The 15,445-nt window shown below is 38.9% G+C and carries 13 protein-coding genes; 3 read left to right on the top strand and 10 right to left on the bottom strand.

Features of this window, described 5'->3' with window-relative positions:
* Positions 1-172: 172 nt before the first annotated feature.
* Complete coding sequence (locus NLF99_RS07350; protein ID WP_254527427.1) at positions 173-2,968, bottom strand: prolyl oligopeptidase family serine peptidase; 2,796 nt, start codon at positions 2,966-2,968, stop codon at positions 173-175.
* A gap of 99 nt (positions 2,969-3,067) precedes the next feature.
* On the opposite strand from NLF99_RS07350, the gene NLF99_RS07345 reads away from it, so the two are divergent.
* Entirely contained in the window at positions 3,068-3,802 is a 735-nt protein-coding gene (locus NLF99_RS07345; protein ID WP_185212470.1) for an SIMPL domain-containing protein, read from the top strand.
* A gap of 844 nt (positions 3,803-4,646) precedes the next feature.
* On the opposite strand, the gene NLF99_RS07340 is transcribed toward NLF99_RS07345, so the two are convergent.
* The 7 genes from NLF99_RS07340 to NLF99_RS07310 form a co-directional block, all read right to left on the bottom strand.
* On the bottom strand, positions 4,647-5,096 hold the full coding sequence (locus NLF99_RS07340) for a PepSY-like domain-containing protein (RefSeq protein ID WP_254527426.1): 450 nt from the start codon (positions 5,094-5,096) through the stop codon (positions 4,647-4,649).
* A 38-nt stretch (positions 5,097-5,134) separates the two neighbouring features.
* The gene (locus NLF99_RS07335) at positions 5,135-5,578 is read right to left on the bottom strand and encodes a PepSY-like domain-containing protein (protein ID WP_254527425.1); all 444 of its coding nucleotides are present in this window, start codon (positions 5,576-5,578) and stop codon (positions 5,135-5,137) included.
* A gap of 81 nt (positions 5,579-5,659) precedes the next feature.
* Positions 5,660-6,937, bottom strand: coding sequence for a cell wall metabolism sensor histidine kinase WalK (locus NLF99_RS07330; RefSeq protein ID WP_254527424.1), 1,278 nt, complete (start codon positions 6,935-6,937; stop codon positions 5,660-5,662).
* Entirely contained in the window at positions 6,937-7,608 is a 672-nt protein-coding gene (locus NLF99_RS07325) for a response regulator transcription factor (protein WP_254527423.1), read from the bottom strand. Before NLF99_RS07325 ends, NLF99_RS07330 begins: the two co-directional genes overlap by 1 nt.
* A 61-nt stretch (positions 7,609-7,669) precedes the next feature.
* A complete protein-coding gene (locus NLF99_RS07320; RefSeq protein WP_254527422.1) occupies positions 7,670-9,754 on the bottom strand; it encodes a TonB-dependent receptor in 2,085 nt (694 codons plus the stop codon).
* A gap of 37 nt (positions 9,755-9,791) precedes the next feature.
* Entirely contained in the window at positions 9,792-11,081 is a 1,290-nt protein-coding gene (locus tag NLF99_RS07315; RefSeq protein WP_254527421.1) for a BamA/TamA family outer membrane protein, read from the bottom strand.
* Between the two features lie 99 nt (positions 11,082-11,180).
* On the bottom strand, positions 11,181-12,071 hold the full coding sequence (locus NLF99_RS07310) for a 1-aminocyclopropane-1-carboxylate deaminase/D-cysteine desulfhydrase (protein WP_254527420.1): 891 nt from the start codon (positions 12,069-12,071) through the stop codon (positions 11,181-11,183).
* Positions 12,072-12,135: 64 nt separating this feature from the next.
* Here NLF99_RS07310 and NLF99_RS07305 point away from each other — a divergent pair, with 64 nt between their 5' ends.
* Together NLF99_RS07305 and NLF99_RS07300 are read left to right on the top strand one after the other, a co-directional pair.
* Positions 12,136-13,167 carry an RluA family pseudouridine synthase gene (locus NLF99_RS07305; protein WP_185212455.1) on the top strand — a complete coding sequence of 344 codons (1,032 nt, stop codon included), beginning with the start codon at positions 12,136-12,138 and terminating at the stop codon, positions 13,165-13,167.
* A 15-nt stretch (positions 13,168-13,182) separates the two neighbouring features.
* The gene (locus NLF99_RS07300) at positions 13,183-14,040 is read left to right on the top strand and encodes an aminotransferase class IV (protein WP_185216655.1); all 858 of its coding nucleotides are present in this window, start codon (positions 13,183-13,185) and stop codon (positions 14,038-14,040) included.
* Here NLF99_RS07300 and NLF99_RS07295 read toward each other — a convergent pair.
* Complete coding sequence (locus NLF99_RS07295; protein WP_254527419.1) at positions 14,022-14,495, bottom strand: DUF1572 domain-containing protein; 474 nt, start codon at positions 14,493-14,495, stop codon at positions 14,022-14,024. The two genes, NLF99_RS07300 and NLF99_RS07295, sit on opposite strands and share 19 nt — an antisense overlap.
* Before the next feature lie 147 nt (positions 14,496-14,642).
* Positions 14,643-15,233: a YceI family protein gene (locus NLF99_RS07290; RefSeq protein WP_185212449.1), complete on the bottom strand. Its 591-nt coding sequence runs from the start codon at positions 15,231-15,233 to the stop codon at positions 14,643-14,645.
* Positions 15,234-15,445 lie beyond the last annotated feature (212 nt).

The raw sequence follows: 15,445 nt of genomic DNA, 5'->3' as shown, positions 1-15,445 counted from the left end.
TGTTGATTACTGATTTTTTCTTCTAAATTTTTATCAAAAGTATAGTAAAAACATTTTACTTGGATAAAATTTTTGAAAAAAAATGTAAAAAAGTATGGTTTTTAGTGTTTTTTAACAAAAACAGGCGGTAATTCCCAAGAATTACCGCCTGTTTTGAGTTTCTATTGTAAAATTAGTTGACTTCAAGGCCCCAATCTATACCTTTTTCTGTTGCTTTGACTCCTTTTTTGATCCAATTTGCTGCTGGTTTTCCTTTTAGGAAGTGATCAAAGAATTGAGCTTCGCGAATTTGAATGTCTTTTCGGTTCTGTCTTTGGATTAGATTGTGGTCATCACCGTTATAGTTCAATAACCAAACTGGTTTATTCAATCTTCTCAATGCAGTAAAGAATTCAATCCCTTGGTACCAAGGCACAGCTCCGTCATTGTCGTTGTGCATGATCGCCACAGGTGTGTTGACCTTGTCCATAAAGAACAGTGGCGAGTTCTCTATATATAGATCTCTAGCTTCCCAAAGCGGCTTTCCGATACGGCTTTGTGTATTCTCATATTGGAACTGTCTGGACATTCCCGTTCCCCAACGGATTCCACCGTAGGCCGAGGTCATGTTGACAACGGGAGCACCAGCCCATGCTGCGGCATACATATCGGTACGGGTAATCAGGTGGGCAACTTGATAACCACCCCAGCTCTGTCCTTGGATTCCCATTTTAGTGGAGTCCACCCAATTGTTGTTTCTAGCCAAATGATGCATACCTGAATTAATAAACTCTTCAGCTGATCTTCCTGGATAGCCAGTTTCATAACGGATGTCCGGTGCGAAGACCAAATAACCGTTACTTACGAAATAAGGGATATTCAAACGGGATGGAGTAGGAGCCGGCGCTTGGTAGCCATATAGCCCATCTGATAGCGTTTCGTAGAAATAAGCAATAATCGGATATTTCTTATTCGGATCGAAATCTTCAGGCTTATAGAGAATACCTTCCGATTTATAGCCTTTTGGTGTAGTCCAATGTACCAATTCAGCCGTTCCCCAATTGTAATTCGCCTGTTGAGGGTTAATATCGGATAGTCTGGTTTCGTTTTTGAAATTCGCTAATAGATATAGATCCGGTGAATGCTGGTAATCCTCTTTTGTATAGATAAGCTTGTTCAATTTTTCATCCGCATTAAGCATTCTATAAGTATGCGGACCTGACCATAGTTTGCTGATTTCTTTTTTTCCTAATTTATAGAGACCTTGATTTTTGTCGATTTTATTGAAACCATTTAAGAAAACAGTCTTTGACTCATCGATCTGGTTGTAATTGATCCTTGGGTCATCGTTCCTATATAGGTTTTCCATACGATAGACCATTTGGTTTTGTCTTCCAAGGCCGTTGGTTAGGTTGGTTTTGTTTTTTCCATCAAGGCTTAATTTCCAGATATCATATCGGTCATTGATATAGATGTATTTGCCATCCTTTGACCATCCAGCGATTCCATAGGGTCCTGGAGCGGCAGGGACATCATTTTCTTCATCCACAAAGCTGACTTGCAAGCCTTCATTCAGTTGTTTCGTGCTTTCAGATGCGATATGGAAGCTGTACCAATTACCATTGCTACGGTTGAAATAAACGACATAATCGCCGTTTGGTGCTAATGCAGCATATCCAGAGTTGGATTTTGTGACCAATTTATTTTTACCTGTCAGGGTTGATATAGCGTAGATATCAGAACGCATGCCACCTTCCCATTGGGTTTCTATTCTGTATTCCTTGTCGGAAGTCGCCATCGCCCATTCGTTGTCAGCATCGCCGGTCAAGGAGATTCTATTGAATGTTTCATCAGATAATGGAATCACATTTCTATTGGAGGCCAGATTGACCATGGCGGTATAGTTCCTGGATAGGTCTCTTCTTAGGTTAACCAATTGCATAGGTTGCAGGTAATCATCTTGCCAGTGCCAGATATCCACTTTGGCATGCTCGAATTCCACTAAAGTGGTGTCCTTTACCCTTGGAATTGGAGCCAATCCGAAAAACAGTCTTTTTCCAGATTTGCTAAAGGTTAAGGAGCCATCACCGGATACAAACCAGTTTTGAGGAATCCCATTGGAATTTCTATCAGCCAATATCACGGCGGAGTCTTGGTTTGCGGTATAGTAATAAAGCTTATATTCCTTTAATAGGGATTTTTCAGGAGTCTTGTCCGCTAAGAAGCTCAGTTGCTTTGTAGCATCATCAAACTGAATGTTCTTATAGGTTCCTTTGCCTGAGCTTATTTTCTTTTTGGATTTGTTGGCAAGGTCCATAATAAATAGACCGGATTCATTTAAGGAGTCTTTTTCTGGACCTTTAATGGAGTAAACCAAGAATTTCCCGTCATCACTCCACTCGTAACTATCCGCTTTTAAGATATTGCTTGTATCAGCCGTATTTAAGTTGAGGACCGTTAAGGTAGGGGTAGGTTTTTCCTTTTTGGATGCAGATTTCGTTTTACTGCTGTCCGAGCTTTTGGGGATGATGGTTTCGTGCAGGAAGGCAACGAAGTCATTTCCATCCTTAGCGATTTTATAGGATTTCACCTGTGCAAATTTGCTGGACTGGTTTTTAGCGATATTAAAGACCAAAAGAGAGTCCTTCGGCATTTCATCAGGTTTCTTTTTCTTGATCTTTGCCTGCCTTACTTCCTGAAAAGGAGCTTTGATTAAACCAATCAAATGTTTTTCATCCTTGGTCAGCTTAAGGTCTGCACCTCTAGGGATTTGAAGCAGTTGTTGATTGTTTGCATTTTTTACAATGGAAGTCGCATCACCTTCTTGTGGGGTAATGCTATAATAAATCAGATTTCCAGATTTGCTGATCTCAGGTTTACTGATAACATTCCAGGAATCATAAACAGTGTGATCAATTGGTTTTTTCTGTGCATAAGTTAGTGAAATTGCACTTAAACCAAATAGTATTAAGCCAAATTTACGTTTCATATAAATTGATGTTTGGAATTTCAATAATACCCAAAATTTGTTAACTTAGGTTAGGTTAAAAGATAACAATTTTAGTATAATCGCATTAATTCACTTTATATGAAAAACACAGGTATTATAATCAGTATTATCGCCGGCCTATCCATCATTGTGTTTGCCATGATCTTTGGTAATGCCTATAAGTATAAGTACAGAAATTCCAATACGATTAATGTGACCGGTAATGCGATGACTAATTTTGAGTCTGATATCGTGAAATGGTCTGCAGTGTTCAGCCGTAAATCCATGGATTTAAGTGAAGCTTCCGAACAATTGAAGCGAGATCGTGAATTGGTGAAGGATTTTTTGGTTCGCCAAGGGATCAATGAAAAAGAGATTCTGTTCAATGCCGTTAATATTGCCCGTGACTTTACCTACCATACCGATCAGAATGGAAATAGCTTCAATACCTTTACCGGATATAGCCTTTCGCAAAATGTTTCCATTGAATCAAAAGATTTAGATAAGGTTGCCAACGCTTCGCGTGAAATCTCCACCTTGATCTCGCAAGGGGTAGAGTTGGCCTCCAATGCTCCTAACTACTATTTCTCGGGTCTTGAAGACCTGAAATTGAAGTTGATCTCGGAAGCTTCCCAGAATGCAAAGGTAAGGGCAGAAAACATTGCTAAAGAAGCTGGATCCTCATTAGGTTCTCTAGTGAAAGCCGATTTAGGGATTTTTCAGATTACCGGTCAGAACGAAAATGAAGAATATTCCTATGGTGGTGCCTTTAACGTGACCTCAAGAAAGAAAACCGCGAATATTACCGTGAAGACTAGTTATTTATCTGAATAGTATTTAAGTATATAGTATTTAAGTATATAGTATTTAGTATTTAGTATTTAGTATTTAGACTTGTGGTGGACTTGGTATTTGAACCAGGATTGGGGTTCGACTCCGCTCACCCACCGAGGATGAGAGGATGGACCAAGATCATGGTTTGAACGTAGTTTCTAAGACTATATTTAATCATATTTCCATAGGGGCGAATCGCATTCGCCCGCTTCATATTTTGAATAAATAATAGGTTTGTAATACGTGCTTTCCTACATTTTCGGTTTCCGCCACGGTGTCATTCTGACGCAGGAAGAATCTTGGAACTATGCAAACCTAATTTCATTGGCGAACAGGTCCTTGATCTTCGATCAAGAATGACAAGAACATTTTGAGGCATTCACGTACAGATTCTTCACTGATCGTTCAGAATTGGAAGCCTCCTGAGAGGGATTCAGAGTAAAACGAAGAATCTATTTCTTATTTTTTTAGGGATGCGGGTCATTTCGAATCGCAAGATGAGAAAACTGTTTTTGGCAAGCCTGCTTAGTTCCGAGACCCTTCGGCCGAGCCTTCAGGGTGACACAAAAGGGTTATAGAAAAATATTTCACCCCCCGCTAGGGGTTGTCCTTTTGACGATTTACCTTTCTATAAACATTTCACCCACTCTGTGGGTTGACCATTTCAAACATACAATTTCTATAAAGATGTCACACCCCGCTGGTTTCTTTCTCTACAGTAACAAACCGTCTTAATACTAAATACTTACTACTAAATACTAATTAATGATATAAAGAAAGGTCCTATGATGTTCCACAGGACCTTTTTGTCTAAATACTAAATACTTTCTACTAAATACTACTTTTACGGATCTATCCTAACGAATTTACCGTCTTTGTCGAATACAAGATCTAAGCCGTTTGTAAGTTCGACATCGTAGCCGTGTTTTTCTTTTTCAATGCTATTGATGCCAGCATTAGCATAGTTTTGTTTTACATAGTCTCTGATAGCTGTAGGGATCAAATTATCTGGTAATGTTGCTGTATCGGCTTTAGCATAGATATCTAACCATTGACCATTTTTGTCGAATTTGATTTCTATTCCGTTATCAAGGAGTACATCAAATTCTTTTCCAGAAAGCCCTTCTTTTTCTTCAACTACGGATAAGATTTTCACGCCTTTGAAGTTTTCGTTTAAGAATTGATTTGCACTTTGTGGAAGCTGATCCTCAGTAATTACAGACTCTTTATCACAAGACATCGTTAAAGTAGCGAATGATAGAAGAACAGTTAGTGCTAGAAGTAATTTTTTCATTTTAAAGTTTTATTAAGATTATTGTGTGTGTATTTCAATTAGTCATCAATCTTGATGAAGTCAGCATTTTTGTTGAATTTAACTTCGATTCCGTTGGTTAATTCAACTTCATATCCCTTTTTTTCTTTTTTGATCTGTACGATATTGTTGTCAGGGAAGCTTTTTTGAACATAAGATTTAATTTTTGCAGGAACGATGTCTTGAGGTACTGCAACAGTATTTGCATCTACTTCAGTCCATTCACCCTTGCTATCAAATTCTACTTCAGTTCCACTTGCAAGCACTACCTTGTATTCAATAGAAGATAATGTTTCCTTTTCAGATTTTGTCAAGGCAACTTTATCATTTGCATAATGCTTTTGAAGGAAGTTTTGCGCTGTTTTAGGCAAGTTTGCAACTTCAATTACTTTTTCCTGAGCCATTGCTTGGAAAGATGATCCAGCAATAAACAATAACATCAGTGTTTTTATTAGATTTTTCATGTCGTTTAATTTTTTGTTTAATCAAATTTCTATGTCAAATCTGGAAAGAATTGGGAAAAAGGGGATTATTTCTGAATTATTTCAAATTTTTAGTTTAAAATGCTGTTCTGCTTGGGCATATCCGTATTCAATTTGGATATGAGGGTATTTGTCCAGGATCGTTTGAACGATCGATAGACCTAGCCCATTGGATTGACTATCCTGATTGCCTTTATGGAAGCGTTTGAAGATATACTGTGGGTTTAAGGCTCCATTTTCACTGCTATTGGCAAAGTCAATCTCTCTTTTGTTTACCGTTATTCGGATAAACCCTTCTTTATAATTGTATTTTATGGCATTCCTAAGCAGGTTGGAAATCAAGATGTGGGCAAGGTCAAAGTTGAGATTAGCAATAAATTGATCATGCTGGATAAAATCGACTTTTAGTTCCTTGAATTGAATGAAATCCTCCAGTTCTTCCAGTTTCCTTTTGATCAGGTCATTGAAATTGACCTCAGTGCTGCTGCTGTATTGGTTGTTTTCGATCCTGGAAAGCATAAGCAAGGATTTATTCAGGGCCACCATCCGGTGAAGAGCCTGTTTAGCTTCAGCAATCTTAATGGTTTTTTCCTCAGGGAGGTCACCTTCTTGCAGGAGCAGGTCTAATTTGCCGATAGTAATGGCCAAAGGCGTTTGGAGCTCATGGGATGCATTCTCCAAAAACAGCTTTTGTTCTTCGAATAGGCCTTCATTGCGGTCTATCATTTGCTTGATCTGGGTATTTAGCTCTTCAAACTCCTTGACCTTGGTGACGGTGGATTCGAAGGTTTTACTATGACCAAATCGGTAGTTGCTTAGGTTTTTTAAAATATTTTGAAATGGTTTCCAGCCCTTGCTCATCACGAAATAATTGATGATCAATATGCTTAAAACGATTACAAGGTATAAAACTGCAAGCGCTATGGCGAGATTGATCAGGTAATCATCCTCTTCGACAGTGGATGTTCTGATGTCCAGGCCATAGGCTATCCTATCTTTTGAGTAGAAGCCCGTTCTTAAGATTCTGTATGGTTCATCCTCATCATCATAGGGCATATACATAAATTCCCTTGAAAAATGGTTTTTGTCAATATCTTCCTTGGCTTCGGTCGGGTAGATCTTGAACTGGTTTATCCCATATTCCTTGTTATTATTGATAATATCGGGATTGTTGTAGGCTTCTCGGATAATTTCTAGCTTTTGGTTCTTTAAGCCATCATCGATGTTATCATAGACCTCATCCATCAGGAAGGCATAGAACAGCAATGCCCATACTGCCATAATGATCAGGATGGCAATGGCCAGAAACTTATTGGTGTAATATTTTATTGATACCGACATTATACTAATTTATACCCGACCCCATAAACTGCCTGAATATCCATTTCCGCTGAAGAATCTTTCAATTTCTTGCGGATGTTTTTAATTTGTGAATAGATAAAGTCCAGATTGTCCGCTTGATCGGTATGGTCTCCCCAAACCGACTCCACTAAACTTGTTTTTTCCAGTAACCTGTTCGGTCTTAGTAGGAAATAGTGGAACAGGTCAAACTCCTTACGGTTGAAGTTGATGGGGTTTTCATTGATCTGGACAATTCTGCTCTCGGGGTTAAGACTAACATTTTTATATTTTACCCATTGTTCACCTTCATTGGAATTCCTGCGGATAATGGATTTCACCCTAGCCAGCAATTCAGCAAGGTGGAAGGGTTTGGCGAGATAATCGTCTGCCCCGATCTCTAATCCCAAGACTTTGTCCTCAACAGAGTCTTTTGCCGAAAGGATCAGCACCGGTTGTTTTTTATGCTCCTCTTTAAGTGCCCGCAAAATATCGAGTCCACTGCCTCCGGGGAGCATGATATCCAGTAAAATGCAGTCATATTGATAGTTCATGGCTTTTTCTAGGGCTGTATTGTAATCTGTTGCTGATTCAATTAGGAAGTTTTCAGATTTAAGGAATTCTTCCATGGTGAGCAATAGCTCTTTCTCGTCTTCAATAATTAGTATCTTCATCTTATAACAGTTTACAATAAAGCCAATAGATTCTGGAAAGAATCTGGAAAAAGCAAAAACCTTACAAAATTACCTTGACTCCGGCATAGAAATTCCGAGTAGGTGCAGCATTAAAATAACGGTTACCCATTGCATTTATGTCATTTCCTAAGCTGTATTTTTCGTTCAGGATATTATCGGCACCTGTAAATACCTGCAATTTGTATCTGCTGGAGATAGGGGTTAGCCAAGATATTTTGGCTTGCAATACATGGTATTTAGATGCTGAAACTGTATTGGCGTCATTTAATGGAATACTTGATGTGAAATTATGTAAGATGTTTAAATCTATATCCTTAATGAAATTGAATGAAAGTGTATTTGCCCATATCCAATTCGGAACGGAAGTAACTTTGTTTCCATTGAAATTGTTTTCTCCAATCACATATTCCTTGAATTTATAATCCTGGTAAGTTAAGTTGCTGGATAGGATCAAGCCATTTAAAAATGCTGAATGATCATTGGCAACCAGTTGAGTCAGGACCTGAGCTTCAATTCCCTTTTGGTCAATTCTACCTGCATTTTGGAAAAATTCATTTCCGGCATCGTTCAATTGTCTGATGATACCATTTTTCATTTGGTAGTTATAGGCAGCAAGATCGGCAATAAATCTACGGTCATGGGTTTCAAAACGAATTCCAGCTTCATAGTTTACACCGGTTTCAGTGTTGAGGTTTTGGTTGATCTGATTGTCTGAGGACCTAACTTCGGCAATGGTAGGAGTTGAGTATCCTTTGGAAATGGATGCCCTGATAGCGAAGTTATCTGTCGCTGCATAGGATAATCCCAATCTAGGCATCCAGCTCTTGTCAAAGTTGATTTCTCCATTTACATTGACTTCGCCTGCGGCTGTTTTCTTAAAGTTTATATCGTTAAAGTTCAAGCCGATAGATGCCTCTGCTGTAAGTTTTTGGTAAAGTTTGGTTTTGAATCTATAGAAATAGAAATGTTGAAAGTTTTCTAGCTTGTCATCATCCGTTAGGTTACCAATTTTTCCAAGGTTATTTGTGTAGTTCTTGACATTGTACCAGCCTTTTTGTCCTTCGCCTCCTAATTGCATTTCCCATTGGAAATCTTGCTTATCGATATTTTCGTAGGAGAAGTATGTCCTAAAACCTAGGTTTTTCTCAATCCTGGATTCGTAATTGGTAATAAATGGATTCTCCAGGTCGGTATAACTCCCAAATAAGGAAACCACATTTTTCAATCTATTTGTTATCTGGTATTCATTGGTAATACCTCCGATAAATGTTTTGTTGTAAATAGCAGCTTTTTGATCTTTGGCGCTTTGGAAAGGCCCGCCAGCTGGCCTGAACTGTGTTGGATCCTCATCATATTGCTGTTGGGTCAATGCACCAGGGGTTTGATAGCCCATGTCGGTATAAAGTGCGAATCCCTTTAATTTACCATGGGCATTGTATTTCCACTGATGTGCAGTCTGGAAAAACAATTTGTCCATTGCGGTATGTTGCCTATAGCCATCTGATCGCAAGTACGCTTGGTCAAATGAAAAATTATAGTTTTCATTGACTTGATGGTTAATCTGCAGTTGCTCATGGAATAAACCAAAGGAACCTCCAGAAAGCATTAAGTATTTTTCGTTATTGACCTGTCCGAAACCTTCAGGGATAAATCTGATAACACCACCTGAATTAGGACCATATAAGGAACCGTCTGGGCCTTTAATGATCTGGATACTGTTGATACCCACGGGATCAAGGATATTCAAATAGGTGTTGCCGCTAGCGTCGGTAAAAGGTATTTCATCTAAATATATCTTGGTATTCCTTACTCCAAATGGTGAGCGGAGCATGCTTCCGCGGAGTGCAAGTCGATAGCTTCCAGGTGATCTTTCTTCCATTCTCAATCCGCTGGTGGTATTGATTGCGCTCAAGAAACTGCTAGGGGATTGAGATTCTATCAATTTTTTGGAAACAACCTTGGCTGAAGTCGTTAGGTCCAGCATGGCTTGTGAGTTGAAATGTGCTTTTATTTCAATAGGTGCTATCTCGTTGATACTAGTGTCCCTTGAAATGGTTTGTGCATTTGCCGAAAAGAAAGAAATAGTCGCTGAAAGGCTGATTAAGCCAAATTGTTTAAAATACATGTAGGTTAATATTATTAAAATATTAATATAAAAATAATTAGAATGCTTCGTTTAAACCCAAGAATAAACCATGCTGCCCAAATTTACCAAAAGCATAATCAATACAAAGGTTAGTTCGGGTCGCTTTGTTAAATAATAATCTCAGGCCGGCGCCAGCAGCTGGTTGCCATGTCTGGAAAAGCTTGGTTCCCATTTTATCATTTGCTGTTTGGATATTTGCAAAGACGACACCGCTCAGGAACTGATTCCTTAAAATTGGGTATCTATATTCTACTTCTGAGTAAAAGAAGGAAGTTCCTTTGAAATATCCCATGGTATAACCGCGGCCACTACGGGCGTAAGTGTCTTTTGCAGTACCGGGAAGATCGATATATGGAAGTTTACCACCTAGGTTATAAGATCCAAAGTTCCAAAAAGCAATCACATGGTTTGGTCTATCTGTGGATAATTGCCAATATTTTCTGAAATCTGTCTGTAATTGATAGGCATTATGTGTGCTTCCCAGCCACGTTTGATTCATGCGAAGGACCATGTCCACATAATAGCCTTTATAGGCAGAGTTAGGGTTATCCCTGGTCATATATTGCATATTGACCATAAAACCGTTGTTGTTTACGCGAGTGGGATCGAAATCATTCCAACGGCTGTAAATTTCTACAGGAGACATATTTTCTTGGCTACCTACTGTACTTAACTGTCTTTTTAATTCGAAAAATACACCAACACCAACAAATGCTCCTGGGAATAACTGTTTATATACCCGTTCATTGATGGTGTAGGCCATATATTTGTTGACATATCGCTGTCTATCCGGGTTGTTCAGGATGAGTTCTTCTTCAGTGGGGTTCTCTAGTGTTCCGCCAATTCCAAGTCCGTAATCAAGTCCTACCGCTTTTGCTACCATGGCCCCGCCCTTTATGTTCCATTTGTTGCCAGGGGTGTAGATGTCATGCAATAGATAGCCCACGATAATACCACGGGTGGTGGCACTTAAAGCGGTGGCAGCAATAGACATGGCGGTATTGGGTTCATTACCGAGAACTTTTCCGCCCACGGCCTTAATCCCTATTTGGGCGCCTATGGAGGGGTTATAGTTAATATTGGGTAGATAGGAAATTGCAGATCTTTTACCAGAAGGTTGTTTGTTGTCTTTTTTGAAAGGATTAATATCCCGGAATGCATCAACGATATCGTATAAATGGGCCGTAGGCAGTACACTGTCCCTTTGTTCTTTCGTACTTACCGTATCGTGGATTTGTATTTGAAGCGCGAAGGATGGTAATTGAGCTAGGACAAATAATAGAAGTAATAACAGCTTTATGCGCATTTTATTTTTTTATTATTGGTTGATTTAGTGGTAAATGCTGATCCATTTGGCCGTAAAAATATTATTAATAAGTGATTTCACCTTAAGATTAATGTCATTTTACATGTTAAAAAGATCAAGGTATCCCAACAGACCCGTTATCCCACCTGTATGAATAACCAATATTTTGCTTTTCGGTTTGAAATAATCTTTTTCAATGAGATCATAAACCGCGTACATAAGCTTTCCCGTATAGGTAGGTTCGACCATGATTCCAGTGGAGCTGACAAAATTCTTGATAAAGGCGATCAATTCTGGTTTGGTCTTGGCATATCCAGAGAAATGATAATCAGGGTGCATAATTATCTTTTCGGTCGGTACATTCCATTGGGAGAAATCTGCCAACAAGCCATCGGCTCCTTTTAAAACAGGCACTGTATGGACCTGGGATTTGAGTTTTTCTTTTTCAATCCCTAGTTGAAGTCCAGCGACCGTAGTCCCTGTTCCTGAAGCTACAAAGATATGGTCGTATTCTTGTTTGAGTTCAGTTATTAGTTCAGCACACCCCAATAGTCCGCGCTCGGATTTTCCACCTTCATCAATAAATAGACTGTTAAGGGGGTCGTGCTTTTTTGAGTAAAGCTCGGTTTTGTGTCTATAAGATTCTCTATCTACGAAGTTGAGTTTGAGGCCGAATATTTTGCACATATCCAAAACGGGATTTCGTATTTCCTCGCCACGGACATAGGCGGTTGCCTGGAATCCGAAAGTTGCTGCTGCAGCAGCACAGGCCAACAGATGGTTTGACCAAGCGCCTCCAAAAGTCACTAAATTGTTGATGTCTTTTGATTTAGCATATTCCAGTTGATATTTTAATTTACGCCATTTGTTCCCCGAAATAAAGGGATGGATCTTATCATCACGTTTGATAAAAAGACTGATATCTTTTTCTTGGAATCGAGGGTCCGATATTTCTTCTTCGGGGCTGAAAATTTGAAATGGCAAATGCATGTGTTAAAATTATGCTTTTTTCTTGCAGGAAATAGAATGATTATAAAAATGCTATTTTTGCAGCATGACAGATCATTTGGATAACGAGCAAGAGGAGCAGGAGCTCTATGAACATTTAAGAATTGTTGCGGATAAAGGGCAGGCCTTGTTGCGCATCGATAAATTCTTGATGAATAGGGTTGAAAACACTTCACGAAACCGGATTCAAAATGCTATAGATGCTGGAACGGTAAAGGTCAATGATAAAGTAATCAAGGCAAGCTATAAGGTGAAGCCATTTGATGTCATTACCGTGGTATTGCCCGATCCGCCAAGAGATACCGAGGTATATCCAGAGGATATTCCCTTGGATATTGTATATGAAGATGAGGACGTTTTATTGGTTAATAAAGAGGCTGGTATGGTCGTTCATCCTGGATTTAATAATTACACCGGTACCTTGGTCAATGCCTTGACCTTCCATCTCAACCAATTGCCGACCCTGCCGGGTAATACCGGACGTCCTGGATTGGTCCATCGGATTGATAAGGACACTTCGGGACTACTCGTCATTGCCAAGAATGAATGGGCAATGACCTTTTTGGCGAAGCAGTTTTTTGAGCATAGCATCACCCGGAAGTATGTAGCCTTGGTTTGGGGTGATATTGCTGAGGACGGAACCGTATCAGGATATATTGGTCGTAACTTGAAGGATAGAAGGATCATGGATATGTACGAGGATGAAGAGAAGGGGAAGTGGTCGGTTACGCATTATCGTGTTCTGGAACGCTTAGGCTATGTTACCTTGATCGAATGTCAACTGGAGACCGGAAGAACCCATCAGATCCGCGCCCATATGAAATCCATTGGACATCCGCTTTTCAGTGATGAATCCTATGGTGGTGATAAAATCTTAAAAGGCACGTCGTTTTCCAAGTACAAACAGTTTGTTGAGAATACCTTTAGCTTGCTTCCCCGTCAAGCCCTGCATGCCAGGAGTTTAGGGTTTATTCATCCAAAATCTAAAGAATTTTTGCATTTTGAAGTACCAATGCCGGAAGATTTCCGTTTAGCATTAGAGAAATGGAGAAGTTACAGCTCAATTAATCAAAGTTAGATTCTAAATATATTTATGCCCACACATTTTATTAACTACAACGGTACTGTGGTACCTCAAGATATGGCTATACTAGACGCTGATAGCCGCGCATTTCGTTATGGAGATGGTATTTTTGAAACCATGTTATGGAAGGATGGGGATATCCGTTTTCTGGACCTTCATTTGGAGCGCTTGGCGGAAAGCATGAGCATGTTGCATTTTGATGATGCCGACCAATTTGATTCCTTTTTTATCCGCAGTAAAGTAGAAGAGTTGCTTCGCAAAAACAATATGGTGGGACAGCAAGCCCGGGTTCGCCTTATCGTCTTCAGACAAGGGGGAGGGCTGTATAGTCCAGAAACCAATAAAGCGGCCTATATTCTGCAAGTAGATCGAAAACCAGAAACCCTGAGGGATAAAAAGACTGGTTTAATCATTGATATATATACCGAATACAAAAAGGCTTATTCAGAGCTATCTAAGATTAAGTCCAATAATGCCTTAATCTATGTAATGGCAGGACTTTTCAAGAAAAAGAATGCCTTTGATGAAGTCTTGATCCTTAACCAATCTGGTAACCTTTGTGAGGCTTTGGCCTCAAATATTTTTATCTATTATGATAAGGTGCTCTATACGCCAGCGTTATCTGAAGGATGTATTGCAGGGGTTATGCGTCGAGTAGTTATGGATATGGCGCAGGAGCAAGGTATTGAGGTTGTTGAGGCTGAAATAAAACCTGATATTGTCAAAGTAGCCGATGAAATATTCTGTACCAATGCCGTTGAAGGGATTCAATGGGTGATGGGATATAAGCACAAACGCTATTTCAATAAGATTTCAAGGATATTCCAAGATAGGTTATTGTCTTGGTCCTATGAGACTGAGGAGTAAGTCAGCATTTTCTTGAGCAGGACTATTTGGCCAAGGTGATAATAGGCATGTTCAATCTGTCCATCGATATTTCTTAAATAGGAACCGTATTTTTCATCGAAGAAATCTTGCTGTAGTTTAGCATCATAGATTTCCTCAATGGATTTGGCGAGGGTTTCAGATTGGTAGAATAAATCATTTTTTAAAGATTGCCATTCTTCATTGTTCTTTAAATCAACCATGGGAAAGCTAAGGGAGTCTTTAATATCCAGGTTTCCGGTTTGGAAAAATTGGTTTATCCCTTTGATATAATAAAGGACATGGAAACTGAGGTCGTAAATTCGGTTTATATTAGGGACTTTTTTCATGGCCAGTTCTAAATGTATATCACTCAATTCTTTTTGCCAATTGCTGTTCGCGATCCAAGTCCCGGAAAGCATGACTTCCCTGAACCTATTAGCAAGGTATTTACACATAAGGAGGTTTATTGAATAGCATAAATGCTGTTTATTATCAAATATAACAAAGAAAAAGGGATAGTTTTTGCTATCCCTTTCTAATTAATATATAGTTATTTGTGATTCAAGGCTATAATCAACGTGGATTAATTTTCCCCTTAAGAGTTAGTTCTTAACCAATTCCACATTTACTGTGATGGCAACTTCAGGAGCGACTGCGTCGATTCCTGCAGCGGTTTTGTCTGCATATTTAATGTTGTAATCAAAACGGTTGATTGAAGTAGTAGCTGTAAATCCAGCTCTGGTTTTTCCCCAAGGATCTAGGATAGTACCGTTATTTTGGATCACATCAAAGGTTACACTTTTTGTTACGTCTTTAATGGTTAGGTCTCCTGTCAGTTTGAATTTACCTTTGCCAGCTTTTTTAAGGGTGGCATTTTTAAGGGTCATTTTTGGGAATTTCTCTGCACTGAAGAAGTCATCGCTCTTCAAGTGATTGTCTCTTGCTTCAATTCTAGTATCGATGCTGTTCACATCAATGTCAAATGAAACAGTAGCATTGTCAAAGTTCACAGAATCTTTAGATTCTACTTGACCTTCCAACTTGGTGAAATCTCCATCAACGAAAGAGATTCCTAAGTGTTTGATTTCAAAACGAGCATTCGTATGTGCAGGGTCAACAGACCATTTTGTTTGTGCGAATGCAACGTTGCTAACTAAAATCAGGGCTGTAAAAAAGCTTAATAGAGTTTTCATATTCATATATTTTTAATTTCGTTTTTGTTTATTACTGCAAATTTTGGGATAAAATTATACTTGCACATTGATCTATGATAATAAATGAAAATAGATTAAAAATGTTTTATTTGACTAGGATTTGAAGCCGATTAGCTACAATAAAATATAGATTGGTTTACGCTGTGATGTAATGTAAAAATTAAATATATTTATTGTGATTTCAGGTAAGA

Origin of the sequence: Sphingobacterium sp. LZ11T8, assembly GCF_024261425.1 — a bacterium.
Classification (GTDB): Bacteria; Bacteroidota; Bacteroidia; order Sphingobacteriales; family Sphingobacteriaceae; genus Sphingobacterium.
Note: the sequence above shows the minus strand (reverse complement) of the source record. Positions and strands in the feature narration are given on the sequence as shown.

Bases quoted from the DNA above. Each gene is read 5' to 3' on its own strand.
- NLF99_RS07310 (WP_254527420.1), bottom strand. From the start codon at position 12,071: ATGCATTTGCCATTTCAAATTTTCAGCCCCGAAGAAGAAATATCGGAC.
- NLF99_RS07335 (WP_254527425.1), bottom strand. From the start codon at position 5,578: ATGAAAAATCTAATAAAAACACTGATGTTATTGTTTATTGCTGGATCA.
- NLF99_RS07300 (WP_185216655.1), top strand. From the start codon at position 13,183: ATGCCCACACATTTTATTAACTACAACGGTACTGTGGTACCTCAAGAT.
- NLF99_RS07305 (WP_185212455.1), top strand. From the start codon at position 12,136: ATGACAGATCATTTGGATAACGAGCAAGAGGAGCAGGAGCTCTATGAA.
- NLF99_RS07340 (WP_254527426.1), bottom strand. From the start codon at position 5,096: ATGAAAAAATTACTTCTAGCACTAACTGTTCTTCTATCATTCGCTACT.
- NLF99_RS07330 (WP_254527424.1), bottom strand. From the start codon at position 6,937: ATGTCGGTATCAATAAAATATTACACCAATAAGTTTCTGGCCATTGCC.
- NLF99_RS07350 (WP_254527427.1), bottom strand. From the start codon at position 2,968: ATGAAACGTAAATTTGGCTTAATACTATTTGGTTTAAGTGCAATTTCA.
- NLF99_RS07320 (WP_254527422.1), bottom strand. From the start codon at position 9,754: ATGTATTTTAAACAATTTGGCTTAATCAGCCTTTCAGCGACTATTTCT.
- NLF99_RS07325 (WP_254527423.1), bottom strand. From the start codon at position 7,608: ATGAAGATACTAATTATTGAAGACGAGAAAGAGCTATTGCTCACCATG.
- NLF99_RS07290 (WP_185212449.1), bottom strand. From the start codon at position 15,233: ATGAAAACTCTATTAAGCTTTTTTACAGCCCTGATTTTAGTTAGCAAC.
- NLF99_RS07315 (WP_254527421.1), bottom strand. From the start codon at position 11,081: ATGCGCATAAAGCTGTTATTACTTCTATTATTTGTCCTAGCTCAATTA.
- NLF99_RS07295 (WP_254527419.1), bottom strand. From the start codon at position 14,495: ATGTGTAAATACCTTGCTAATAGGTTCAGGGAAGTCATGCTTTCCGGG.
- NLF99_RS07345 (WP_185212470.1), top strand. From the start codon at position 3,068: ATGAAAAACACAGGTATTATAATCAGTATTATCGCCGGCCTATCCATC.